The organism is Nocardia aurantia (assembly GCF_009604425.1).
Taxonomy (GTDB): Bacteria; Actinomycetota; Actinomycetes; order Mycobacteriales; family Mycobacteriaceae; genus Nocardia; species Nocardia aurantia.
This window is the reverse complement of record NZ_WEGI01000011.1, coordinates 15,734-38,699: the sequence shown is the minus strand read 5'-3', so window position 1 is coordinate 38,699 and position 22,966 is coordinate 15,734. Positions and strand designations below refer to the sequence as shown.

The window sequence follows — 22,966 nt, the reverse complement described above, 5'->3', positions numbered from 1 at the left end:
CCGCCGGCCGCACCGGCGGCGAGCGGGGTCCGTCGCCGCACCGGCGAGCGCGGTCCGGCTGACCGTTCCGACGTTCGGCCGGACGATGTCCCGGCGCGTACAGCCGGAGAGGGTGCCGCGCGGCGACCCGCTCGACCGGCGAGCCGAGCGGGTCGCCGGCGCTCAGTGTGCGGGAGCGGTCAGGTCGTAGACCGCGACGCCGTCCACGGTGGTGGCGGTGTAGTGCTGCTGCACCCAGGCGGTGATCTTCGCGCTCTCGGTGTCGCGGTCGTTGCCGAAACCGCGGCTGCCACCGAGGAAGTAGTGGATCCGGCCCTGCGCCACGTACTCCTGGAACTTCGCCAGGGTCGGCGCCGGGTCGCCACCGCTGAATCCGCCGATCGACATCACCGGGACGTCGCTGTCCAACTGATAGGAGTTGGCCGAGTGCGAGGAGACGGCCGCTCCTGCCCAGGTGTAGGAACCGGCGTTCTCCTGCAACATCGCGACGACCCGCTCACTGGGCTGCGCGCCGAAGCCGCCACCGGGGCCCTGCGGACCCGCGTTACCTCCGCCCGGCGCACCGGGATTCGCGCCACCGCCGTTCGCATTCGGGTTCGCGGCACCACTCGGTCCCGGGTTCGCGGCGCCACCGTTCGGGCCGGGCGCCACCTGGTCTCCGTTGCCACCGGGACGATTCGGTGCGCCTGATCCGTTGGCGCCGTTGCCATTTCCGTCGGCGTCGCCCGTGCGGCCCGTACCGTTCGGTGCCCCCGGCCCGCCCTGACCGGGGCGATTCGCTCCGCCGTCGCGCGGACCGCCGAAGCCGCCCCGGCCCGGCACCCGCGGTCCGGCCGAGGTGCCGCCGCCACCGTGCCCGACCGCCACCGTGTCCGCGGTGTAGGCGATCTGCCCGGCGAGGCCGACGAACATCGCCGCCAGCGCCGCGATCACGGCGGCCCGGCCGCACAGCGGCGCGAGCATCGCCGCGGTCGCCACCACGCCGACGACCAGGACGGTCCAGCGCAGCCACGGGAAGAAGGCCGGCGTGCGGGACAGGATCGACCAGGCCGTCGCCACGGTCAGGGCCACGCTCAGCGCCAGTGTCGCTCGCACCCAAGGCTTTTCGCGTTCGCGCCACAGCAGCGCGCTGCCGCCGCCGATCAGCGCCGCGACCGCCGGCGCGAGCGTCATCGTGTAGTAGGAGTGGAAGATTCCGGTCATGTAGCTGAAGACCAGGCCGGACACCAGCAGCCAGCCGCCCCACAGCAGCAGTGCCGCGCGCTGGTCATCGGTCCGTGAATATCGGTGCACCGCAGCCGGACCGGAGGTGCGGCGACCGCGCAGTACCAGGCCCGCCACCAGCAGCACCAGCGCCGCCGGGATCAGCCAGGTGATCTGACCGGCCAGTTCGGGCTGGAACAGCCGGGTGATTCCCGGAGTCCCGGAGCGGGGTCCACCGTCCTCGGAGTTGAGCCGTTGCAGGCCGTTGTAGCCGAGGGTCAGATCCAGGACCGAATTGTCCTCCGAGCCACCGATGTACGGCCGGGAGCCGGCCGGCCACAGCTGCGCGATCAGCACCCACCAACCGGCGCCGACCAGCAGACCCGCACCGGCGGCGCACAATTGGCCGATCCGGACCCCGAACCGCCGCGGCCCGGCGACCAGATACGCCAGCGCCAGACCGGGAACCACCAGCATCACCTGCAACTGCTTGGCCAGGAAACCGAATCCGACGATCAGGCCGGTGAGTGCCAGCCACCGCCAGCGTCCGCCGGCCAGCGCCCGGGTCATCGCCCAGGCCGCGGCGACGATCAGGAAGGTCAGCATCGCGTCGGGATTGTTGAACCGGAACATCAACGCCGCCACCGGAGTCAGCGCCAGCACCAGGCCCGCGAGCAGACCCGCGCCGGGCCCGAACGGCCGCCGCACGGTGGCCCACAGCAGCGCCACCGACGCGATGCCGAGCAGCGCCTCGGGCAGCAGCATGCTGAAGCTGCTGAACCCGAACAGCCTGGCGGACAACTCCATCGGCCACAACGACAGTGGTGTCTTGTCGACGGTGACGATGTTGCCGGGGTCCAGTGACCCGAAGAAGAACGCCTTCCAGGACCGGGCGCCGGATTGCACGGCCGCCGCGTAGAACTCGTTCGCCCACCCGGCCGCGGTCAGCTTCCAGAAGTAGGCGACCGCGGTGCCGATCAGCAGCAGGGCCAGGCCGGGTAGTTCCCAGCGCGGGCGGGAGGCGGGGGCCGGGAGCGCCGTGTCGGGCGGCACGTCGGCTCGCGTGACAGTCTCGGTCATGAGGCCGATTCTCGGCGGCGTCACTTCGGCCCGCCTGGGGTGTCGCTGGGAATGAGCTGTGAGCGCATCCGGGCCTCTGAACAGGGCATACCTCACATGCTCGGGCTGCCGCGCACCCGTTATGCTGCGACCATCGCCGGGCCGGCCCGCCGCGGGCCACCGTATTCGTCACCGGAACATGTCGCGCGTCTGCCGGGTCGTCGATCACGGCGACGAGAGCCGGAGAGGAAACCGTTCGGATGAGCGTGCAGATGGACGCAGTGGCCGTGTACATGCGGATGACGACGCAGCGCCGGATGAACACCCCGCAGCGCGCCCGGGAGCGCATCGCCGCGCCGAAGGGTTCGGCCCTTCCACCGGCCCGGCTGCGCGGCCGCCACCGGGTGGAACGGCGGACGGAGGGCGGCTTCACCTGCTACACGATCACGCCCCGGAATCGCAGCGTCGAACGCAGCGCCCTGTACCTGCACGGCGGCGGCTACATCTCCGAGATCGTCCGCCAGCACTGGGCGCTGATCGCGCAGCTGGCCGACGCGGGTGTGCGGGTCGAGGTGCCGATCTACGGGCTGGCGCCGCGGCACGGCTACCGGGAGGCCTACGAGTTCCTGACCGCGGTCTACCGCCGTTCCGCGACCGCGCCCGACGCCATCCCGATGACGATCCTCGGGGATTCCGCAGGTGGCGGGCTCGCGCTCGGTTTCACCCAGACCCTGCCCCGGTTGCAGCTGCCGCCGCCGGCGCGCCTGGTCCTGATCGCGCCGTGGCTGGATCTGACCCTCGCCAATCCGGACGCCGCCTCGATCCGCGACCCCTGGCTCAGCCGCACCGGCCTGCTCGCCGCGGGCACGGCGTGGGCCGGGGGCGACGACCTCGCCGACCCGCGCCTGAGCCCGATCAACGGCCCGCTGTCCGCGTTGCCGCCCACCGATGTGTACATCGGCACGCGGGATCTGTTCTATCCTGACGCGCTGCTGCTGCGGCAACGCGCCGCCAACGTCTCCGTGACCGTGTGCCAGGGCGCGATCCACGTGTATCCGCTGGTCCCGGTCCCGGAGGGCCGGGCCGCGGCGCGCACGATCGTGGAGACCGTCGCGCGGGGCTGACCGCCTAGGGCGCGCAGGCCCGCGCGGCGGTCAGCACCATGTCGACGACGGTGTCGGAGTAGCCGCCGCGCACCGATTTCCGTTCGAAGTGGGCGCGGTAGATCACCGGGGCCATCAGCAGATCGATCAACAGCCCGACGTCGGTGTCCGGTGGCAGCTCACCACGGTCGACGCCGCGGCGCAGCACCCGTTCGTAGGTGCCGCGGGCGTCGGCGACCGATTTCCGGCGCACCTCGTCGAGTTCCGGCTCGCGGGTGGCCGCGTCGAGGAACGAGGCGAACACCCGGCCGCTGTCGCGGCTGGACACGTAGCTGACCAGCTGCCGCACCAGCACCAGCAGGTCCTCCCGCAGTGAGCCGGTGTCCGGTTCGTCCACCGGCCGCTGGATCGAGGTGATCGCGGCGTGTACCAGCTGGGCTCTGGAACCCCAGCGCCGATAGATGGTCGCCTTGCTGACGCCGGCCGCGGCGGCCACGGTGTCGACGGCCAGACCGTCGACCCCGTGTTCGGCCAGGATGTCGATCGTCGCGCGCAGGATCAGTTCCTCCGAGGCGAGCGGGCGCGGCACATGCGGTCCTTTCGACGGGCTGACGAGCACTGCACGGGCGACGGTCCGCGTCGTTCCCGGAACGTACGGTCAGAAGGTACCGATGCCGGCGGCCTCGTTGCGTTCGCGCCATTGGGTTTTCGACATCCGGGTGACGTCGACGTCGGTGGCCGCGGCGCGCAGGGCCCCGACGGTGGCCTGCTCTTTCGGGGTGTGCCGGAACGGGTCCCAGTCGAAGAACCGGCAGGCGTTCTGCCAGGTGATCCGGTGGATCTCGTCCGGGGTCACCTTCGCCTCCTGGAATTCCGCCCACGCGTATTCCGGGGATTCGGGCCAGGTGGTGTCGGTGTGCGGGTAGTCGCATTCCCAGGCGATGATGTCGGTGCCGATCCGGTCGCGCAGCAGCAGCCCCGACGGGTCGGTGATGTAGCAGGCCAGGATGTGTTCCTTGAACACCTCGCTGGGTAGTTTGCCGCCGAAGTCGTTGCCGCCGTGCAGCCAGGCCTGGTTGGTGAAGTGCCGGTCGATGCGATCGTAGTAGAAGGGGATCCAGCCGATCCCGCCCTCGGACAACGCGACCCGCAACGTCGGGAACTTCCGCAGGGTCGGGCCGAACAGCAGGTCCTGGGCGGTGATCGCGGAGATCTGGCACGCCAGCACCATCAGGTGGTCGATCGGGGCCTCGTCGGGGCGTTTGATCACGTCGAACCCGGCGCCGATGTGCAGGGACAGGACCATGTTCTCCTCGCACAACGCTTCCAGCATCGGATCCCAGTGCCCGGACAGGAAACTCGGGAACCCCTGCACGTGCGGGGTCTCCAGGAAACTGATCGACCGGCAGCCCTTGCGGGCGAGGCGGCGGACCTCGGCGACGGCGAGGTCCACGTCCCACATCGGGACGATGCCCAGCGGGATGAACCGGCCCGGGTAGGTGCCGCACCATTCGTCTATCGCCCAGTCGTTGTAGGCCTGCAGCATGACCAGCGCGAGTTCCTTGTCGCGCGCCTCGTGGAAGGTGCGGGCGTTGAATCCGGCCATGGTGGGGAAGCACATCGAGGCCAGGACGCCGTTGGCGTTCATGTCCCGGACCCGTTCGTGCACATCGAAACAACCCGGCCGCAGTTCGCTGTAGGCGCCGGGGTTGAAACCCCACTCCTCCTTCGGCCAGCCGACCGTCGCGGCCATCCCGAACGGCGTGGAGGTGGCCTCGCCCTGGAACACCCACTCGTCCACGCCGTTCGCGTTGCGGACGACCTTGGGCGCGTCGTCCTTCCATTTCGCCGGGACGTGGTTGGCGTACATGGTGGGCGGTTCGATCATGTGGTCATCGATACTGACCAGAATCATGTCCTCGAGATTCACGACAACTCCTTCGAGGTTTCGGCGATACGAGAGCGGGTCGACGGAAAGGGGATGACCGTGGCCGACACAGCGGCACGGTGGAACTGCTCGACCCGATCGACCCGGCGCGCGCCGGCCCCGACCGCGACGAGCGCTTGAGCTTTGAAAGCCATTGCGGCGGAACTCAATCGGTACTCGAACGGATCCTGGTCGGCGCTGTGGCCGGCATTCCACAACCGGACCTCGGTGCGGCCGCGATCCCGGGCGGCGCCGACGAGGTCGCGAACCTGCGGATCCGCCCGGTACAGCGCGGCGTCGACGGCCAGCGCCTGCGGGCCCGGCTCGAGCGCGACGTCGAGCCGGTGCAACCCGGCGACCTGGGTACCGAGGATGCGCAGCGACCGGCGATTGCCGCGCTCGGCGACCAGCGCGTACACCATCCAGCCCGCCATCACCTGGTCGAACAGCCACCCACCCGCGTACCGGACAACCTGTTCGGGATCGTGCGCGACGACCACCAGGCGGTGCCGCAGCCCGCACCGGCGGTCGGGCGGGGTGGAGGTGGTGGTGGCCGGGCGCATGGTGGAACTCCCTTCGGCTGCGCGGCGATCAGGCGACGATGCCGCGAACCTTCAGATCCACGACGGTATCCCAGTCCAGGCCCAGGTCGGCCAGGATCGCGTCACCGTGCTCGTTGAACTCCGGCGCGCGGCCGGGCACCGGGGGCTGTTCGCCGTACTGGACGGGCGCGGCGGCCATCCGGAACGGGGTGCCGGAGGCCGTACGGCATTCCTGCACATAGCCGTTGGCGACCACCTGGGGATCCGACGGCAGCTCCAGCGTGGTCTGCACCACCGTCCACTGACCGCTGAAACCGGCGAGCGCGGTACGCCATTCGTCCAGGGGACGCGACGCGAAGACCTCGTTGAGGATTTCGACCGCCTCGGTGCAGTTCTGTTGCAGCCCCGCATGATCGGCGAAGCGCGGATCGGTGGCCAGATCCGGCCGGCCGATCAGCTCGCACGCCTCGGCCCAGTACCGGCCCGCCTGCAGGCAGCACAGCGACAGCCAGCGGCCGTCCTGGGTGAGGTAGTTCCCGACCAGCGGGTTCAGCCGGGCGCGGCCCTCCGGCGGCGGCATCCACGGCACGTCCATCAGCAGCGACAGCGCCACCGCCTGGCCCATCGCCCAGATGCCGGTGCCCAGCAACGAGACATCCACGGTGGTGGCCTCGCCGGTGCGTTCCCGATGGAACAGCGCGCCCATGATGCCGCCGGCGATGGTCATGCCGCCGATGGAATCGCCGAAGCCGGGCGCCGGCGGGCTGGGCACGTGACCGTACGACGGCTGGGCCATCGCCATCCCGACGCCCGGCCGCGCCCAGAACGCGAGCGAGTCGTAGGAACCGGCGTCGGCCTCCGGGCCCTTGTCGCCCTGTCCGGTGCCGCGCACGTAGATGATGTTCGGGTTGTGCTCGCGGATGGTGTCCACGTCGATCTGCAACTTCTGCCGCACCCGGGGCAGCTTGTTGGTCAGGAACACGTCGGCGGTGGCCGCCAGCCGGTAGAGGATCGCCCGGCCCTCGTCGGAGTTCAGGTCCAGCCCCAGGCTCTTCTTGCCGCGATTGGAGTGCTCCAGCAGGACGTGGACGTCGGAGGGAATGTTCACCACACCGGTCGCGCCGAGCCCGCGCATCGCGTCGCCGCGCTCCACGTGCTCGATCTTGATCACTTCGGCGCCCCAGTCGGCCAGCAGGGCCGACGCCGCGGGGACGAAGGTGTGCTCGGCGACTTCGAGGATGCGCACACCCTGCATGACTTCGGTCATCTATGACCACCCATCGGACTTTCGAGACGAGACTGTCTCGTTTACTTTCGCCGTCCGCGGACATATAGTCAAGACCACGGCAGTGCTCGGGCGCGCTCCCCCGGCCTGTCGAATATTACTGTCTTCCAATGCTTTTCGCGGATCTCGAACCGGCCGCGGAGCGGCGGGGAACAATCGCGGTCCGGCCGCAGAAACGGGAGAGAGCAATGCAGCTGGAGGGATCCTCCGCTCTGGTGGTCGGCGGGGCCGGTGGCTTCGGCGCGGCCACCGTGCGGCGGCTGGCCGAGGCGGGAGCGCACGTCGTGATCGCCGACCTCAACGACGAGCGCGGTAAGGCCCTGGCCGCCGAGCTCGGCGGCGCCGATTACGTGCGCACCGATGTGACCAGCGACGATTCGGTACGCGAGGCCATCGCCGCCGCCACCTCCGCGGCTCCGCTGCGTACCGTGGTGATCGTGCACGGCGGGCCGGTGGCCGCCCGGCGCATCGTCAATCGCGCCGGCGAGCCCTATTCGGCGGACATCTTCGCCCGGACCCTGGACATCTATCTCACCGGCACCTACCGGGTGCTGAGCCTGACCGCCGCGGCGATGACCGCCAACGAGCCGCTGGATTCCGGGCAGCGCGGCGTGATCATCGCGACCGCGAGCATCGCGGGCTTCGAAGGTCAGGTGGGACAGAGCGACTACTCGGCGGCCAAGGGCGGCGTCATCGGCCTGACCCTCACCGCCGCGCGCGACCTGGCGCCGACCGGTATCCGCGTCATGACGATCGCCCCCGGCACCTTCTACACGCCTGCCTACGGTCCGGACGAGGCCGCGGTGCAGGCGAAATGGGGACCTTCGGTCCCGAACCCGAAGCGCATGGGCAGTGCCGACGAATACGCGCGGCTCGCCCTGCACATCGCGGAGAACGACTATCTGAACGGCACCGTGATCCGTATCGACGGCGCGCTGCGGTTCAACATCTGAGACTTGCGGGAGTTGTGGGCCGATGTTGTGGGAGTTGAGTGCCGACCAGGAGTTCTTCCGGGATACCACCGCGAAGTTCCTGGCCGAACAGGTGCCGGTGGAGGCGATCCGGCGGCGGCGTCACGAGACGGACGGCTTCGACGCCGAATACTGGCGTCGCGGTGCGGATCTGGGCTGGACCTCGCTGCTGGTCGGCGAGGAGGCCGGCGGCGGCAGTATCAGCGGTGACCCGGTGGTCGACCTGACGCTGATCGCGTACGAGTTCGGCCGTACCGCCGCGCCCGGGCCGCTGCTGTCGGCCAACGTGGTGGCCGCCGCGTTGAGCGAGGCCGGATCGCATCCGGACGTGGTGGCGGAGATCCTGTCGGGCGCCGCGGTCGCCGGCTGGGCGCACGCCGAGCCGCGCGGCGGTATCGGCGCGGTCGGCCTCCGGATCCGGGTCGACGGCTCGGAGCTGGTGCTCGACGGGGTGAAGCGCCCGGTCGAGGCCGCGGCGCAGGCGCGATACCTGCTGGTGAGCGGCCGTACCGGCGCCGGGCTCACCCAGGTGCTGGTGCCCGCCGACGCCGCGGGCGTCTCGATCTCCGCACTCCAGACGGTCGATCTGACCGGCCGCTTCGGCACGGTGACCTTCGACGGCGTCCGGGTCCCGATCGATGCGGCCGTCGGCGAGATCGGCGGCGCGGCAACGCAACTGGAGCGTCAGCTGCAACTGGCACTGGCGATCCAGGCGGCCGAGACCGTCGGCGCGATGCAGCGCGGCTTCGACATGACCGTCGAATGGGCCACGGACCGTTACTCGTTCGGCCGGCCGCTGGCCTCCTACCAGGCCATCAAACACCGGTTCGCCGACCTGAAGTCGTGGCTGGAGGCCTCGCACGCGATCGCCGACGCCGCGGCCGCCGCCGTCTCCGCGCGGGCCGGCAATGCGGGCGAACTGGTCAGCGTCGCGAAGGCGTACATCGGCGAATACGGCCTGGAACTGTTGCAGGACTGCGTACAGCTGCACGGCGGCATCGGCCTGACCTTCGAGCACGATCTGCATCTGTTCCTGCGCCGCGCCACCGTCGATCGCGCGCTGTACGGCACCCCGGCACAGCACCGGGCGCGGATCGCGCAATTCGTCATCGAACGGGAAGGTAGGGCGGCATGAACGGTCAAGGGCCGAAGGCGGTAGCGGAGCGTCACCACGCAGGCCCTCCGCTCATGCCGAATGGACAGGGCATGAACGGTCAAGGGCCGAAGGCGGTAGCGGAGCGTCACCACGCAGGCCCTCCGTCCATGCCGAAGGGAGAAACAGCGTGAGCGTCGATTTATCGGATATCGCGGCCGTGGCCGAGGATGTCGAGAGTTTCCGGGCGCGGGCCCGCGAGTGGATCCGCGGCAATCTCGGCCCGTTCCGGCCCGAGACCGCGATGGGTCTGAGAAGCGTTCCGGCGGAAGAGGAATTGGCGTCGGTCGCCTACGACCGGCAGTTGCAGCGGAAGGTGTACGACGCCGGGTTCGCGGGCATCGCCATTCCCCGCGAATACGGCGGCCTCGGCCTGACCGCCGCCCACCAGCGGGCGTTCAACGAGGAGCTGGCCGGGTACGAATGCGCGACCCGCTTCCAGATCCCGACCATGTGCCCTTGTGCCGCAGTGCTTCTCGACTTCGGCACCGAGGAGCAGAAGCAGCGGCACATCCCCGCGATGCTGCGCGGGGAGGAGATCTGGATGCAGTTCCTCTCCGAGCCGTCCGGCGGCTCCGACGTGGCGGGCGCGCTGACCAGCGCGGTCCGCGACGGCGACGAGTGGGTGCTCAACGGCTCCAAGGTGTGGACCACCGGCGCCTGGTGGTCGGACTGGGCGCTGTGCCTGGCCCGCACCAACTGGGACGCGCCGAAACACCGCGGCCTGTCGGTGTTCATCCTGCCGATCAAGCAGGCCGGCGTCGACGTGCACCAGATCGAGATGCTCAACGGCGCCAAGGACTTCTGCCAGGAATTCCTCACCGACGTCCGGGTGCCGGACACCGACCGGGTCGGCGCCGTCGACGACGGCTGGACGGTGGTGACGCGCTGGATGTTCCACGAGCGCACCCTGTTCAACTCGCCGTACGTCACCTATCCGCAGGGTCAGGTGCACACGGTCGCCGACGCCTCGCCCGCCGACATCGCCCGCGACGCCGGGGTTCTCGACGATCCGCGGGCCCGGGACCTGATCGGGGAGGCCCGGACGCTGGACGTCGTCGGTGACGCGCTCATGCAGCGCATCGCGGGCGGGATGCGGTCCGGCCGGATTTCCGACCAGTCCGCCGCCATCGGCCGCCTGTATCGCGGTATCGCCGGAACCCGCACGGCGACCATCAAATTCGACCTCGCCGGCCCGGACGCGGCCGCCTGGTCCGATGACGACGGCGGAATCTCGCAGTCGGGCAACGGTTTCCTGATGCGTCAGACCGCCTGCATCGGCGGCGGCACCACCGAGATGGCCCGCAACGTGATCAGCGAGCGGGTGCTCGGATTCCCCCGGGAGCAGCTGCCCGATCGCAACGTGCCGTTCCGGGAGGTACCGCGCGGCGGATCTCGATAGGGCGACATCGGGTACAAATCGGGCTCGGCGGGCGTACTATCAGAAAAAAGGATTGCTGTCAATTAGCTATCGGATCGCACTTTCCAGGTACGCCAGGATAGAGGTGCAGCCATGGCCCGGAAATCGTCGGCTCTGCGGCGTTGTTGCCTCGCCGCCGGGGTGGTGGGCGCCCTTCTGGGGCCGATAGCGGGCCCGCACGCGGTGGCCACGCTCACCGCATGCGGGGATTGTGTGGTCAGCCTGCCCGTCGGGCCCGGCATCCCGGGTATTCCGGGTGGTCCCGGTGGCGGTGGCAATCCCGACGAGGATCGCGGTAACCGCTCCGGGAACGACACCTTCCCGCGTGGCTTGCACATCTTCCCCGGCGTCACGCCCGACCCCCTGAATCTGCGGCCGCCGTCGAACAGCATTCCGGGCGGGATGACCCAGCAGCCGCCGATCGCGAACCTGCCGTCGTACAACGAGCCGGTATACGACGAGTTCGACTCCGAGTAGCCGGCGGTACCACGGGTCAGTCGAACTCCCGATGATGATCCAGCCACCAGCGGGCGATGTCGGCCCGCCGGGCGAACCAGACACCCTCGCGCGCCAGGGCGTGGTCGAGGAAGTCGCGGACGGCCCGGGCCCGTCCCGGCATCCCGGCCCAGCGCCCGTGCAGGCCGATGGTCATCATCCGGGGACGGGTCGCGCCCTCCTCCCACAGATCGTCGAAACCCATTGCCAGGTATCGGGTGAACGAGGTCGGATCCGCGTAACCCGGGAAGGCGAACCGCATGTCGTTGAAGGTCAGCGAATACGGCACCACCAGATGGGAACCCGCGGCGGTCTCGGTGAAATAGGGCAGATCGTCGTTGTACGCGTCGGAGTCGTACAGGAATCCGCCCTCGGCGGCCACCAGTTCCCGGGTGTGCACCGACGGCGTGCACCGCGAATGCCAGCCGACCGGCCTGGAGCCACAAGCACTCTCGATATCCGCGACCGCCCGCGCGATATGCTCGCGTTCCTCGGCCGGCGACAGCCGCCAGGGCTCCTCCCAGCGCCAGCCGTGCGCCATCGGCTCGTGCCCGGCCTCGGCGATGTACTTGCCGATCTCCGGATTCTCCAGCAGCGCACGGCCACAGCAGTTGAACGTGGCGGGTAGCCCGTACTCGTCCAGGATGCGCGCCAGTCGCCAAGTGCCGGAACGGCTCTCGTATTCGAAGCTGGACTCGACGCACAGGTCCCGGATACCGGGCCTGGTGGGGTTGATGGCGACGCCGAACTCTCCCACCGCTTCCCGGCGGCCGTCGCCGGCGGCGAAACTGTACTCGGCCCCGGCCTCGTAGTTGATCACCAGGCTGACCGCGATCCGCGCGCCGTCGGGCCACCGCACCCGCGGGGGCACCCGGCCGTAGCCGACGAAATCCCGGCGCGGCCCCAGTTCCTCAGGCATACACGGCCTCCCGTTCGACTCCGGCGTTCGCCCGGTTCGCCACCACGTAGGCGCCGGCGGCGAGCACGGCGCCCAGTGCCCACGAGAACGGCGCCGCCTGATGCCAGGCCGGGATCAGCGCGACCGGGATCGCGGCGACCGCGCCGATCGCGGCCGACGCCATGGCTCGCGGATTGACCCCGCGCCGATACCAGTACCGGCCCTCGCCCTCGATGTAGAGGTCCGCGACGACGACCGCGCCCCGGCGCACCAGGTAGTAGTCGGTGGCGATGACCCCGAACAGCGGGCCGAGCAGCGCGCCGAGCCCGCCGATGAAGTAGTCGACCACCACCGGGCTCGAGTACAGCGCCCACGGGCACACCAGCACCGATCCGACCGCCGCGATCAGGCCGCCGCGCTCGAAGGTGATGTAGCGGGGTGCGATGTTGGAGAAGTCGAACGCCGGTGACACCACGTTCGCCGCGACGTTCACGCCGACGGTGGCCGCGGTGAACACGATGGTCGCGAAGATCAGCACCGGCGTGTTGTCCAGCCGCTGCACGAGCTGGATCGGGTCGGTGATCGCCGTGCCGAACAGCTTCGCGCTACCGGTGGTGACCACCGCGACGGTGACCGCGAAGACCAGGAAGTTCACCGGCAGCCCCCACAGATTCGCCCGCCGCATGGATCGCGGGCTCGGGCTGGACCGGGTGAAATCGCTGATGTTGAGCAGGAAGGTTCCGAAGAAGGACACGATCAGGGCCACGATCGACGCGAACGCGAGCACCGCCGAACCGCCGTGCACCCGCTCGGCGGACACCTCCACTCCCGGCGCGCCGCCGGTGCGCACGAGCACCCAGCCGAGCAGCACGAACATCACCGCGTACACCGCCGGACCGGCCCAGTTCTGATACCTGCGCACCGCCTCCATGCCGTGCCGCACCACGAGCAGTTGCAGCGCCCACAGCAGCATGAACGAGCACCAGCCGAGCGCCGACAACCCGAGCACGTGCGTCCGGTTCCAGGAGGCCAGCCCCGGGGCCAGCCGCAGCGCCAGCGCCGATACCGCCACCGAGCCCAGATAGGTCTGCACCCCGTACCAGAACACCGCGAGCACGCCGCGCACCAGCGCGGGCAGATTGGCGCCGAAGACGCCGAAGCTGATCCGCGCCACGACCGGATACGGCACCCCGGTGCGCTGCCCGATCGCGCCGCTGAGATTCATCAGCACGTAGACGACGGCCAGGGCCACGGCCATCGCGGCGAGCACCAGCCACATGCTCAGGCCGCGGAAGAAGAAGCCGATGGCGAAGGTGTAGGCGCCGACGTTGTGCAGCACCGACATCCACAGCGCGAAGACGCTGTACCCGTTCCAGTCCCGGGTGGTGGCCGGCGCGAGATCCGGATTGTGCAGCCGAGGGCTGATCGGTGGTGGTTCGGACATGACGACTCCTCGATGATCAGCCGGTGAGCCCGGCTTCGACGTACTGCTGGAAATCCCGCACCGCGGCGACATCGGCGGCGGTGAATCGGTGCGGACGGTCCTGGATGTGCACGGAGATGGTGCCGACGGTCCGGCCCGCGCGGCGGATCGGCGCCAGCACCTGCGCGTAGACCCGCATCTCCTCGATCAGCGACCGCGGCGGCCGGATCGGATGGGTCCGGGTGTCGGTTTGGATGAGGATTTCACCGGTCTCGACCAGGTGCCGGTAGGTGGGATAGCCGGCCGGATCGATCGGGGTGCCGGTTCGCATCGAGAGCACCCCGGGCGCCAGTTCCTCGGCGACCAGGGCCGGGAATCCGGCCGCGTCGGCGAGCCGCAGGGTGACCCGGTCGGCCCCGGTCGCGGACAACAGCCGGCGGCATCCGTCGGCGTATTCGGCGGTCACGCGAGAACCCCACGCTCGCACCGGTTCCGCGACCGCCGGGCGGCCGTGCGGCGCCGATCCGGGACACCGGCGTGTGCCGGAAAAGCCGATACCGCCGAACAATTCGGCCGCGGAAATTCCGGTGAAGTATTCGCCGTCCGGGTGTCGCCGGAATCGGGCCGATACTCGCCCGAAACGATTTCAGGACACTGCAATTCGCCCGGCCGGATCGCCGATTCACGGACACTACGGGATATTCGCACGGAAGAATCCGGCATGGGCCGGGCGGCCTCGGCGAATACCATTTCCGCCCCGGCGCGGACGACGTCGATCGCTGCCATGAAGTGCCTCCTCCGTGCTCGTCCGATCGCTCCGATGTCGATATTCTGGGAATACCGCGACATCGAAGTCAACGAATGCGGACGTATACTTCGCGAGGTATACACAGCCGGAAACGCCGCCGAAACACCGGCGGTGCGAGGTATTAGCACGAGCGTGTTACCACTGATTCATGGCGTCACCGACAACGGTTCCGGGGCATGCGCAACTGCCCCCGGTCCCACCCCGCGTGCAGAACATGTTGCGGCAGTGCGGCCCCGGCCTGCCGCCGCTGCGGGAACGGGTGCGCGATGTGCTGCGCGACTGGATCGCCGTCGGCCGGCTCACGCCGGGCATGCGCCTGTTCGAACAGGATCTGGCTGTGGCGCTGGGCATCTCGCGGGTGCCGGTGCGGGAGGCGATCCGCCTTCTGGAGGCGGAGGGGTACGTGACCGTGCGCGGCCGTCAGGTCCGGGTGCGGGCCTTGGATCCCGCCTCGGTGGCGCACCTGTTCGACGTGTGCGAGACCCTCGAGGCGCTGGCGGCGCGGCAGGCAGCCGAGCAGATCACCCCGGCCGGTGCGCTGCGGCTGCGTGAGGTGCTGGAGTTGGGCCGGACCCGGCTGGCGACCGGCGGCTTCCCGATCTCCGACGGCGGCAATATGGCTCTGCACGAAGAGATTTCACGCCTGGCGGGGAACGAGGTGCTCGACGGCGTGCTCGCGCCGTTGCGCGGGCGGGTGCAGTTCCTGTTGCGGCACGGCAGCGAGCACGACCGCATCGAGACCGAGCACGCCGCGATCGCCGCGGCCATCGCGAACGGCGATCCGGAACTCGCCGCGGAACTGTCCGCCGCGCATATGCGGGCCACGCGTCGTGAGGTCCTGGCCGATCTGCCGTGGTGAGCGACGAAGCCCGTCGTGTCCGGCGGTCGAGGACCGAGCCCGCGGCTGAGGGTCCAGCGCGCGGCGGAGGCAGATCGCCGGACCGCCGGAGAATGCGGCGAGCGGGGCCGCCGGGCGACCCCGCTCATCGGTGGGTTACGACTGCGCGGTGGCCTGCCGGCGCGGCAGCTTCCAGCCCGGCCGCGGGAAGTGGCAGGTGTAGCCGTCCGGGTAGCGCTGCAGGTAGTCCTGATGCTCCGGCTCGGCCGGCCAGAACGGCACCGCCGGGCTCACCTCGGTGACCACCTTGCCCGGCCACAGGCCGGAGGCGTCCACGTCGGCGATGGTGTCCAGCGCCACCCGCTTCTGCTCGTCGTCGAGATAGAAGATCTCCGAGCGGTAGCTGGTGCCGATGTCGTTACCCTGCCGGTTCTTCGTGGTCGGGTCGTGGATCTGGAAGAAGAACTCCAGCAGCGCCCGGTAATCGGTCCGCGCCGGGTCGTAGGTGATCTCCACGGCCTCCGCATGGCCCGGGTGGTTGCGATAGGTGGGGTGATCGTTGCGGCCACCGGTGTAGCCGACCTCGGTCGACACCACTCCGGGCTGCTTGCGGATCAGATCCTCCACACCCCAGAAGCACCCACCGGCCAGGATCGCCTTCCGCGTTTCGGTCACGCTTCCTCCTTCACGAACACGTTCCGTCGACTCCTGCTACAACTCGTTCCGGAGCGGAAAAGTTCCGCGGAGACGGTGATCACGACCGGCTCAGCGGCGAGTCGGGCACCGTGTGCAGATGCCGCGCGGATTCGATGTCGATGTACGCGGCCAGCGGCAGCGTTTCCGCCGACAACACGTTCGCCTTCATCATCCGCAGCACGAACGCCGGACGGGCGGCCAGTTCGCGGGCCAGCGCGGCCACCTCGTCGTGGAAGGTCTCCGGATCGAACAGCCGGGTGACCAGGCCCTGCTCGTGCGCCTCGCCGGCGGTGAACTTGCCCGGGAACAACAGCATTTCGCGGGTACGGCCGCCGCCGACCGCGTGCAGCAGCGACCAGACCAGCCCCATATCGCCGGAGATCCCGACGTCGAGGAAGGCCGTGTGAACCGGGCGCGGGTCGTCGCCCAGCGGAAGTCGCACGCGGTGGCCCAGCCCATCGCCGCACCGGCGCAGCCGCCGTCGATCGCGGCGATGGTGACCTGCGGCATGGTGTGCAGCAGGGTCGCCGCGTGATAGCTGGGCCCGAGCCGCCGCAAGGTGGCCGCCCCGGCGGAATCGCCGCTACCACCGATGTCCGCGCCGACCGAGAAGTCGGCGCCCGCGCCGCGTAACACCACGACCTGCGCGTCACCGGCGGCCAACTCGCGCAGCGCGCGGTGGAGCTGCTCGCACATCGCGATCGTGACGCCGTTGCGGCGCTGCGGCCGGTCGAGCGTCACCACCGCCACCGCGCCCTGTCGCTCGACCGATACCTCGGAAAACTCAGCCATGCCCATCCTGCCCACGAGAACCTTGATCTCTACAACAAGAATAACGTTCTGGACGATTTTCCGGGCTTCGCCGCCCTCTGCGCCCGATGTCTACTACGCTCGGTCGTAGAATTCCGGCGACGGAAGGACCCGGCACATGCTCCCTCCTCGAGACCGATCCCGCACCACGTTGCGCGCGGTGACAGTCGTCTTCGCGACAGCCCTGCTCGTGCACGGCGCCGATCATCTACGGCGTGGCATGAACACGGTGTCGACCCTGGTCATGACGCTCGGCACCATCCAGTTCACGCTGGCGGTGGTCGTCGTCGCTCTGGTGTTCACCGGCTACCGGCACGCCCCGGTCGCCGCCACGATCGTCGGATTCGTCAGCGCCGCCGGTTTTTTCGTGGTACACCTACTTCCCGACTGGTTCGGCCCGTTGAGCGACAGCTTCATCGATGCGCCCGCCGCGCGGCGCGTCACCGGGTTCTCTTGGTTCGCAGCGATTTTCGAGATACTGGCAGATATCGCGATCGGCATCGCCGGACTGCGGGCGGCCCGGGCGGCATCCCGGGCCGCGCCCGTCGGCTGACGAGAAGGAGCAGGCACAGTGGCCGGACTGATCTATTCGGCGATCGCCTCACTGGACGGCTACATCGAGGACGCGCAGGGCGAATTCGACTGGGCCGCACCGGACGACGAGGTGCTCGCCGCCGTCAACGAGATCGAGCGCCCGATCGGCACCTACCTGTACGGCCGCCGGATGTACGAGACAATGCGCTACTGGGAGACCGCTCCCACCGGCGCCGACCGTCCCGCCCTGGAGACCGAGTTCACCCGGATCTGGCGGCAGGCCGACAAGATCGTGTATTCCCGTACGCTGCAATCGGTTTCGACCGAAAGGACCCGGCTCGAGCCCACTTTCGACCCGCGCGCGATCACCGGGCTGAAGCAGTCCGCCGACCGCGACCTCAGCGTGGGTGGGGCCGATCTCGCCCGCCGGGCCCTCGCCGCGAACCTGGTCGACGAGATCCACCTGTTCCTCGGCCCGATCCTGGTCGGCGGCGGCAAACGGGCACTGCCCGAGGGCGTCTCGATCAGCCTGGAACTGTTGTCGGAGCGGCGCTTCGACTCTGGCGTCGTGCACCTGCACTATCGAGTGCGCTCCTGAGCCGGCCGATCCGATCGCACTGACGCCGCGGATATCGGACTCGTTCCGGGAGCATCGGTTCCATGGGCAGGCGGCCCCGCTCAGGCGCCGACGTAGGCCGCCAGATGTTCGCCGGTCAGGGTCGAGCGGGCCGCGACCAGATCGGCGGGGGTGCCCTCGAACACGATCCGGCCGCCGTCGTGACCGGCGCCGGGCCCGAGATCGATGATCCAGTCGGCGTGCGCCATGACCGCCTGATGATGTTCGACCACGATCACCGACTTGCCGGAGTCGACCAGCCGGTCCAGCAGGCCCAGCAACTGTTCGACATCGGCGAGGTGCAGGCCGGTGGTCGGCTCGTCCAGGACGTAGACGCCGCCCTTGTCGCCCATGTGGGTGGCGAGTTTCAGGCGCTGCCGCTCACCGCCGGACAGCGTGGTCAGCGGCTGACCCAGCCGCAGGTAGCCGAGCCCGACATCGGCGAGCCGCGCCACGATCGCGTGCGCGGCGGGCAGGCGCGCCTCGCCGGCGCCGAAGAATCCGGCCGCCTCGTCCACCGACATCGCGAGCACCTCGCTGATGTCGCGCCCGCCGAAGTGGTAGTCGAGCACCGCGGCCTGGAACCGCTTGCCCTCGCACTCCTCACACATGGTCGCCACCCCGGCCATCATCGCCAGATCGGTGTAGATGACCCCCGCGCCGTTGCAGGTCGGGCATGCGCCCTCCGAATTGGCGCTGAACAGAGCGGGTTTCACGCCGTTGGCCTTGGCGAACGCCTTGCGGATCGGTTCCAGCAGCCCGGTGTAGGTGGCGGGATTGCTGCGCCGCGAACCGCGGATGGGGCTCTGGTCCACCGACACCACGCCCGCGCCGCCGGGCACCGAGCCGTGCACCAGCGAACTCTTGCCCGAACCCGCCACACCCGTCACCACGCACAGCACGCCGAGCGGGATGTCGACGTCCACCGCGCGCAGATTGTGGGTGGTGGCGCCGCGAATCTCCAACGCGCCCTTGCCCTTGCGCACCTTCGGCTTCAGCGCCGCGCGGTCGTCGAAATGTCTGCCGGTGATGGTGCCGCTGCCGCGCAGCCCGTCGACGGTGCCCTCGAAGCACACCGTGCCACCCGCGCTGCCCGCGCCGGGACCGAGATCGACGATGTGGTCGGCGATCACGATGGTCTCCGGCTTGTGCTCGACGACCAGCACCGTATTTCCCTTGTCCCGCAAGCGGAGCAGCAGTTCGTTCATCCGCTGGATGTCGTGCGGGTGCAGCCCGGTGGTGGGCTCGTCGAACACATAGGTGACATCGGTGAGCGAGGACCCGAGATGGCCGACCATCTTGACCCGCTGCGCCTCACCGCCGGACAACGTGCCCGCGGGCCGGTCCAGCGACAGGTAGCCCAGCCCGATCTCGACGAACGAGTCGAGCGTGCCGCGCAGCGTCGTCAGCAGCGGCGCCACCGACGGCTCGTCGAGCCCGCGCACCCAGGCGGCCAGATCGCTGATCTGCATCGCGCACGCGTCGGCGATGCTGATGCCCTCGATCTTCGAGGACCGCGCCGCCTCGCTCAGCCGGGTGCCGTCGCAGTCGGGGCAGGTGGTGAAGGTGACCGCGCGCTCCACGAAGGCCCGGATGTGCGGCTGCATGCCTTCCTTGTCCTTGGCGAGCATCGACCGCTCGATCCGCGGGATCAACCCCTCGTACGTCATGTTGATCCCCGCGATCTTCATCCGGGTCGGCTCGTGCCGCAGGAAGTCGTGCAGTTCCTTCTTGGTGTACTTGCGGATCGGCTTGTCCGGATCGACGAAACCCGACTCGCGGTACAGCCGCAGATTCCAGCCGCCGGCGGTGTAGCCGGGCACGGTGATCGCGCCCTCGTTCAACGACTTCGAATCGTCGTAGAGCTGGGCGAGGTCGATGTCGGTGACCGAACCGCGGCCCTCGCAGCGCGGGCACATGCCGCCGGTGATGCTGAAACTACGGCGCTCCCTGACCTTCTCGCCGTGCTTCTCCACCGTGACCGCGCCGGCCCCGCTGATGGAGGCGACGTTGAAGGAGAACGCCTGCGACGAGCCGATGTGCGGTTTCCCCAAGCGGCTGAACAGAATTCGCAGCATCGCGTTGGCGTCGGTGGCGGTGCCGACCGTGGAGCGCGGATCGGCGCCCATGCGCTGCTGGTCGACGATGATGGCCGTGGTCAGCCCCTCGAGCACGTCCACATCGGGCCGGGCCAGCGTCGGCATGAAACCCTGCACGAAGGCGCTGTACGTCTCGTTGATCAGCCGCTGCGACTCCGCGGCGATGGTGCCGAACACCAGGGAGCTCTTACCCGAGCCGGACACCCCGGTGAACACCGTCAGCCGCCGCTTCGGGATCTCGATGCTGACATCCGCGAGGTTGTTCACCCGCGCGCCGTGGACGCGGATGAGGTCGTGGCTGTCGGCGAGGTGGGACTCGGGCGACGCGGTGTTCCCCTTGGTGGCCGTGCTCATCATCTCTCCATCTGTCTGCTCGGGCGGGGGGCCGCTCGCGGCCCCTGCGGCGGCACTCCGGCTCGATCCATCGGGCCCACCCTAGGCCGTGACCCGGACACATTCTGCCGCCGGAAGGTGTCCGCGCAGGTCACGGCCGTCGACTCAGTTGACCTCGTTGATCCGGATCAGATTGCCCGCCGGATCGCGGAACGCCGCGTCGCGCACCCCGTACGGCTGGTCGGTGGGCTCCTGCACCACATCGGCGCCGCCGGCCTGCAGGGCGTCGAAGGTGGCGTCGAGGTCGGGCACCGCGAGGGTGATGCGACCGTAGGTGCCCTTCGCCATCATCTCGGTGATGGTGCCGCGCTCGGCCTCGGTGACGCCGGGATCGGCGGCCGGCGGATACAGCACGATCGCGGTGCCGGGCTGACCGGCCGGGCCCACGGTGATCCAGTGCATGCCGTTGTAGCCGACGTCGTTGCGCACCTCGAAACCGAGCAGATCGCGATAGAAGGCCAGCGTGGCCTTCGGGTCCTCGTGCGGGAGGAAGGTCGAGTGAATGGTGATGTCCATGCCGACGACGCTAGGCGCGGCCGCCCGGCCTGCGCTTCTCGATTCCTGATCGGTTCGGCCGTGCCCGCGGCGGGGCACGGCCGGCCCCGGTCAGGCGTCCCGCTCCGGCCGGTAGGTGTGCAGGGCGAGGGTGTGCCCGATCGCGCGGGTCGCGACGAGCCGCAGCGGCCGGGTCGCGGGCCCGATCCGGTCGAACCAGCGCTCACCCGCTCCGAGCAGGTACGGGAAGGTGGTCAGCCGCAGTTCGTCGACGAGGTCGTGCGCCAGCAGCGCCTGCACCAGCTCCCGGCTGCCGTAGACCACGATCTCCCCGTCGATCCGCCGCCTCATATCCGAAACCTCCTCCACCACTTCACCTTTCACCACCTCCACGTGATTCCAGTCGGGCCCGTCCAGGGCCGCGGAGGCCACGACGTACTTCGGCAGTTCGCGCAGCCGGTCCGCCCAGTCGCCCGGCCTCGCCGCCCACCGGGCGGCGAACCATTCGTAGGTGCGGCGACCCAGCAGCAGCGCCGCGGCGTCGCGCGCCTCCGCGTACTCGATCGCGGACCATTCCTCCCGGTCCGCGCCGGTGAAGTGGGTGAACCAGCCACCGAGCGCGAAGCCTTCCTCACCGGTCGGATCCTGCACCACCCCGTCGAGGGTGACGTTCTCGCTGACGATGATCTTTCCCATGCCGATCTCCTTCGTGGTTGTGGTCCTACGACAAGGCAGAAACCGGCGGGCCCGGAAAATGGTCGGCGCGCGACCGACCGATTCGCGGTCCGGCCGGTGTCCGTATATCAGTAGTCCGAACAGGAAGAGGTGACACAGGATGGTGACCGGTGAGTTGCTGCCGCGGGCCCGGGCCGGCGACGGCGAGGCGTTCCGGCAGCTGACCGAGCCGTTCCGGCGGGAACTGCAGGTGCACTGCTATCGCATGCTCGGCTCCTTCCAGGATGCCGAGGACGCGTTGCAGGACACGCTGCTGGCCGCGTGGCAGGCGCTGGACGGATTCGAGGGACGAGCCTCGCTGCGCACCTGGCTCTACCGGATCGCCACCAACCGGTGCCTCAACGCGCGCCGCGCCGCGAGCCGGCGCCCGGCCAAGCAGTGGGACATCCCGCACATCGAGCCACCCGAGCCGACCGGGCTCGGCGACATCGTCTGGCTGGAACCGTTTCCCGACGCGCTGCTCGCGGGCCCGGAGACCGGATACGAACAGCACGAGGCGGTTTCGCTGGCGTTCGTGACCGCACTGCAGGTGCTGCCGCCGCGGCAGGTCGCGGTCCTGATCCTGCGCGACGTGCTCGACTTCCGGGCCGGCGAGGTGGCCGAAATGCTCGACGCCAGTGTGGAATCCGTCAACAGCGCGCTCAAACGCGCTCGCACCGGGCTGAAACGGAGGCTGCGTGCGTCCGATCCCCCGCCCGCCGACTCCCCCGCGGAGCACGCGATCGCCGAGAAGTTCACTCGGGCATGGGAATCCGCCGATCTCGCGGCGCTGTTGGCGTTGCTGACCGACGACGTCTTCATCTCGATGCCGCCGATGCCGCTGGAATACGAGGGCCGAGCGGCGGCCGAGCGGTTCTGCGGCGCGATCCTGAACGGCGGCAGGCGATTCGACCTCGTGCCGACCCGTGCCAACGGTCAGTCCGCGTTCGGCACCTACCTGCGCGGCGCGACCGGGGTCCGGCACGGCACCGGGCTCTATGTGCTCACGCTGTCCGGTGATCGGATCAGCGGGATGGCCCGGTTCGAGAACACGGTGCTGCCGTGGTTCGGACTGCCCCGATCACTGCCGCAGCGGTGACGAATCAGCCTCGGCCGTGCCGGGATTCGTAGGCGGCTCGTTCGGCCGCGGCCCGTTCGCGTTCGCCGGCGTCGGCGAGTTCGGGGTCCAGACCGTGCGCGATCAGCCGATGACGCCGGTACACGTACATGAGCGCGATCGTGAAGTAGATCAGCGGCACGTACAGCAGTGCCATCATCGCGAGGCCGATCCACAGTGGGCCGGGTACCAGGAGGAACAGGCACAGCACCGGCAGGATCGGCACCATGAATCGCAGCATGTACCGGCGGCCGGCGCCGGGGCCGGTCAGGTCCCGCAGTACCCAGTCCGACATCGACGGCGGCAGTGTCGCCCCGAAGATGTAGCGCACCCGCTGTATCGGGTTCGGGCGGTGACCAGTCATCTC

General features: G+C 69.6%; 22 protein-coding genes and 1 pseudogene. 9 read left to right on the top strand and 14 right to left on the bottom strand.

What is annotated here, in order from left to right:
• Window positions 1–162: 162 nt before the first annotated feature.
• Complete coding sequence (locus NRB56_RS24475; RefSeq protein WP_153346144.1) at window positions 163–2,283, bottom strand: ArnT family glycosyltransferase; 2,121 nt, start codon at window positions 2,281–2,283, stop codon at window positions 163–165.
• 239 nt (window positions 2,284–2,522) lie between these two features.
• Between NRB56_RS24475 and NRB56_RS24470 the strand changes: the two genes are divergently transcribed.
• Window positions 2,523–3,386, top strand: a complete 864-nt coding sequence (locus tag NRB56_RS24470; protein WP_153346142.1) for an alpha/beta hydrolase fold domain-containing protein — start codon at window positions 2,523–2,525, stop codon at window positions 3,384–3,386.
• Between the two features lie 4 nt (window positions 3,387–3,390).
• Here the strand turns inward: NRB56_RS24470 and NRB56_RS24465 are convergent, their stop codons facing one another.
• The 4 genes from NRB56_RS24465 to NRB56_RS24450 all read right to left on the bottom strand — a co-directional run bounded on the left by NRB56_RS24465 (window position 3,391) and on the right by NRB56_RS24450 (window position 7,101).
• On the bottom strand, window positions 3,391–3,954 hold the full coding sequence (locus tag NRB56_RS24465) for a TetR/AcrR family transcriptional regulator (protein ID WP_319943475.1): 564 nt from the start codon (window positions 3,952–3,954) through the stop codon (window positions 3,391–3,393).
• A gap of 69 nt (window positions 3,955–4,023) precedes the next feature.
• A complete protein-coding gene (locus tag NRB56_RS24460) occupies window positions 4,024–5,295 on the bottom strand; it encodes an amidohydrolase family protein (protein ID WP_319943474.1) in 1,272 nt (423 codons plus the stop codon).
• Complete coding sequence (locus NRB56_RS24455) at window positions 5,292–5,855, bottom strand: hypothetical protein (protein ID WP_153346140.1); 564 nt, start codon at window positions 5,853–5,855, stop codon at window positions 5,292–5,294. The genes NRB56_RS24460 and NRB56_RS24455 overlap by 4 nt, the downstream gene beginning before the upstream one ends.
• A gap of 28 nt (window positions 5,856–5,883) precedes the next feature.
• Window positions 5,884–7,101, bottom strand: coding sequence for a CaiB/BaiF CoA transferase family protein (locus tag NRB56_RS24450; protein WP_153346138.1), 1,218 nt, complete (start codon window positions 7,099–7,101; stop codon window positions 5,884–5,886).
• Between the two features lie 206 nt (window positions 7,102–7,307).
• On the opposite strand from NRB56_RS24450, the gene NRB56_RS24445 reads away from it, so the two are divergent.
• The 4 genes from NRB56_RS24445 to NRB56_RS24430 all read left to right on the top strand — a co-directional run bounded on the left by NRB56_RS24445 (window position 7,308) and on the right by NRB56_RS24430 (window position 11,140).
• Window positions 7,308–8,072: an SDR family NAD(P)-dependent oxidoreductase gene (locus tag NRB56_RS24445; RefSeq protein ID WP_153346136.1), complete on the top strand. Its 765-nt coding sequence runs from the start codon at window positions 7,308–7,310 to the stop codon at window positions 8,070–8,072.
• 22 nt (window positions 8,073–8,094) lie between these two features.
• Window positions 8,095–9,225 carry an acyl-CoA dehydrogenase family protein gene (locus NRB56_RS24440; RefSeq protein WP_153346135.1) on the top strand — a complete coding sequence of 377 codons (1,131 nt, stop codon included), beginning with the start codon at window positions 8,095–8,097 and terminating at the stop codon, window positions 9,223–9,225.
• Between the two features lie 148 nt (window positions 9,226–9,373).
• A complete protein-coding gene (locus tag NRB56_RS24435; RefSeq protein WP_319943473.1) occupies window positions 9,374–10,645 on the top strand; it encodes an acyl-CoA dehydrogenase family protein in 1,272 nt (423 codons plus the stop codon).
• Between the two features lie 111 nt (window positions 10,646–10,756).
• Entirely contained in the window at window positions 10,757–11,140 is a 384-nt protein-coding gene (locus tag NRB56_RS24430) for a hypothetical protein (protein ID WP_153346133.1), read from the top strand.
• A gap of 16 nt (window positions 11,141–11,156) precedes the next feature.
• On the opposite strand, the gene NRB56_RS24425 is transcribed toward NRB56_RS24430, so the two are convergent.
• From NRB56_RS24425 to NRB56_RS24415, 3 genes are read right to left on the bottom strand one after another with little or no spacing between them, the layout of a single operon-like run.
• Window positions 11,157–12,077, bottom strand: a complete 921-nt coding sequence (locus tag NRB56_RS24425) for a polysaccharide deacetylase family protein (RefSeq protein ID WP_153346131.1) — start codon at window positions 12,075–12,077, stop codon at window positions 11,157–11,159.
• A complete protein-coding gene (locus NRB56_RS24420) occupies window positions 12,070–13,500 on the bottom strand; it encodes a cytosine permease (RefSeq protein WP_153346129.1) in 1,431 nt (476 codons plus the stop codon). Before NRB56_RS24420 ends, NRB56_RS24425 begins: the two co-directional genes overlap by 8 nt.
• 16 nt (window positions 13,501–13,516) lie before the next feature.
• Window positions 13,517–13,945, bottom strand: coding sequence for a GAF domain-containing protein (locus NRB56_RS24415; RefSeq protein ID WP_194290972.1), 429 nt, complete (start codon window positions 13,943–13,945; stop codon window positions 13,517–13,519).
• A gap of 490 nt (window positions 13,946–14,435) precedes the next feature.
• Between NRB56_RS24415 and NRB56_RS24410 the strand changes: the two genes are divergently transcribed.
• A complete protein-coding gene (locus NRB56_RS24410) occupies window positions 14,436–15,146 on the top strand; it encodes a GntR family transcriptional regulator (protein WP_153346125.1) in 711 nt (236 codons plus the stop codon).
• A gap of 135 nt (window positions 15,147–15,281) precedes the next feature.
• Here the strand turns inward: NRB56_RS24410 and msrA are convergent, their stop codons facing one another.
• Together msrA and NRB56_RS24400 are read right to left on the bottom strand one after the other, a co-directional pair.
• Window positions 15,282–15,800, bottom strand: a complete 519-nt coding sequence (gene msrA, locus NRB56_RS24405) for a peptide-methionine (S)-S-oxide reductase MsrA (RefSeq protein WP_319943472.1) — start codon at window positions 15,798–15,800, stop codon at window positions 15,282–15,284.
• Between the two features lie 79 nt (window positions 15,801–15,879).
• A pseudogene (locus NRB56_RS24400) lies at window positions 15,880–16,613 on the bottom strand (enoyl-CoA hydratase/isomerase family protein).
• A gap of 136 nt (window positions 16,614–16,749) precedes the next feature.
• On the opposite strand from NRB56_RS24400, the gene NRB56_RS24395 reads away from it, so the two are divergent.
• A complete protein-coding gene (locus NRB56_RS24395; RefSeq protein WP_153346123.1) occupies window positions 16,750–17,184 on the top strand; it encodes a hypothetical protein in 435 nt (144 codons plus the stop codon).
• Window positions 17,185–17,202: 18 nt separating this feature from the next.
• Window positions 17,203–17,763 carry a dihydrofolate reductase family protein gene (locus NRB56_RS24390; RefSeq protein ID WP_319943471.1) on the top strand — a complete coding sequence of 187 codons (561 nt, stop codon included), beginning with the start codon at window positions 17,203–17,205 and terminating at the stop codon, window positions 17,761–17,763.
• An 80-nt stretch (window positions 17,764–17,843) separates the two neighbouring features.
• Here the strand turns inward: NRB56_RS24390 and NRB56_RS24385 are convergent, their stop codons facing one another.
• The 3 genes from NRB56_RS24385 to NRB56_RS24375 form a co-directional block, all read right to left on the bottom strand.
• Window positions 17,844–20,234 (bottom strand): ATP-binding cassette domain-containing protein, encoded by a 2,391-nt coding sequence (locus NRB56_RS24385; RefSeq protein WP_153346121.1) that lies wholly within the window; start codon window positions 20,232–20,234, stop codon window positions 17,844–17,846.
• A gap of 144 nt (window positions 20,235–20,378) precedes the next feature.
• The gene (locus tag NRB56_RS24380) at window positions 20,379–20,789 is read right to left on the bottom strand and encodes a VOC family protein (RefSeq protein ID WP_153346119.1); all 411 of its coding nucleotides are present in this window, start codon (window positions 20,787–20,789) and stop codon (window positions 20,379–20,381) included.
• A gap of 90 nt (window positions 20,790–20,879) precedes the next feature.
• On the bottom strand, window positions 20,880–21,464 hold the full coding sequence (locus NRB56_RS24375) for a dihydrofolate reductase family protein (RefSeq protein ID WP_153346117.1): 585 nt from the start codon (window positions 21,462–21,464) through the stop codon (window positions 20,880–20,882).
• Between the two features lie 139 nt (window positions 21,465–21,603).
• On the opposite strand from NRB56_RS24375, the gene NRB56_RS24370 reads away from it, so the two are divergent.
• A complete protein-coding gene (locus NRB56_RS24370) occupies window positions 21,604–22,581 on the top strand; it encodes an RNA polymerase subunit sigma-70 (RefSeq protein WP_153346115.1) in 978 nt (325 codons plus the stop codon).
• Between the two features lie 4 nt (window positions 22,582–22,585).
• Here NRB56_RS24370 and NRB56_RS24365 read toward each other — a convergent pair whose 3' ends face one another.
• Window positions 22,586–22,963: a DUF5313 family protein gene (locus NRB56_RS24365; protein WP_153346113.1), complete on the bottom strand. Its 378-nt coding sequence runs from the start codon at window positions 22,961–22,963 to the stop codon at window positions 22,586–22,588.
• Window positions 22,964–22,966 lie beyond the last annotated feature (3 nt).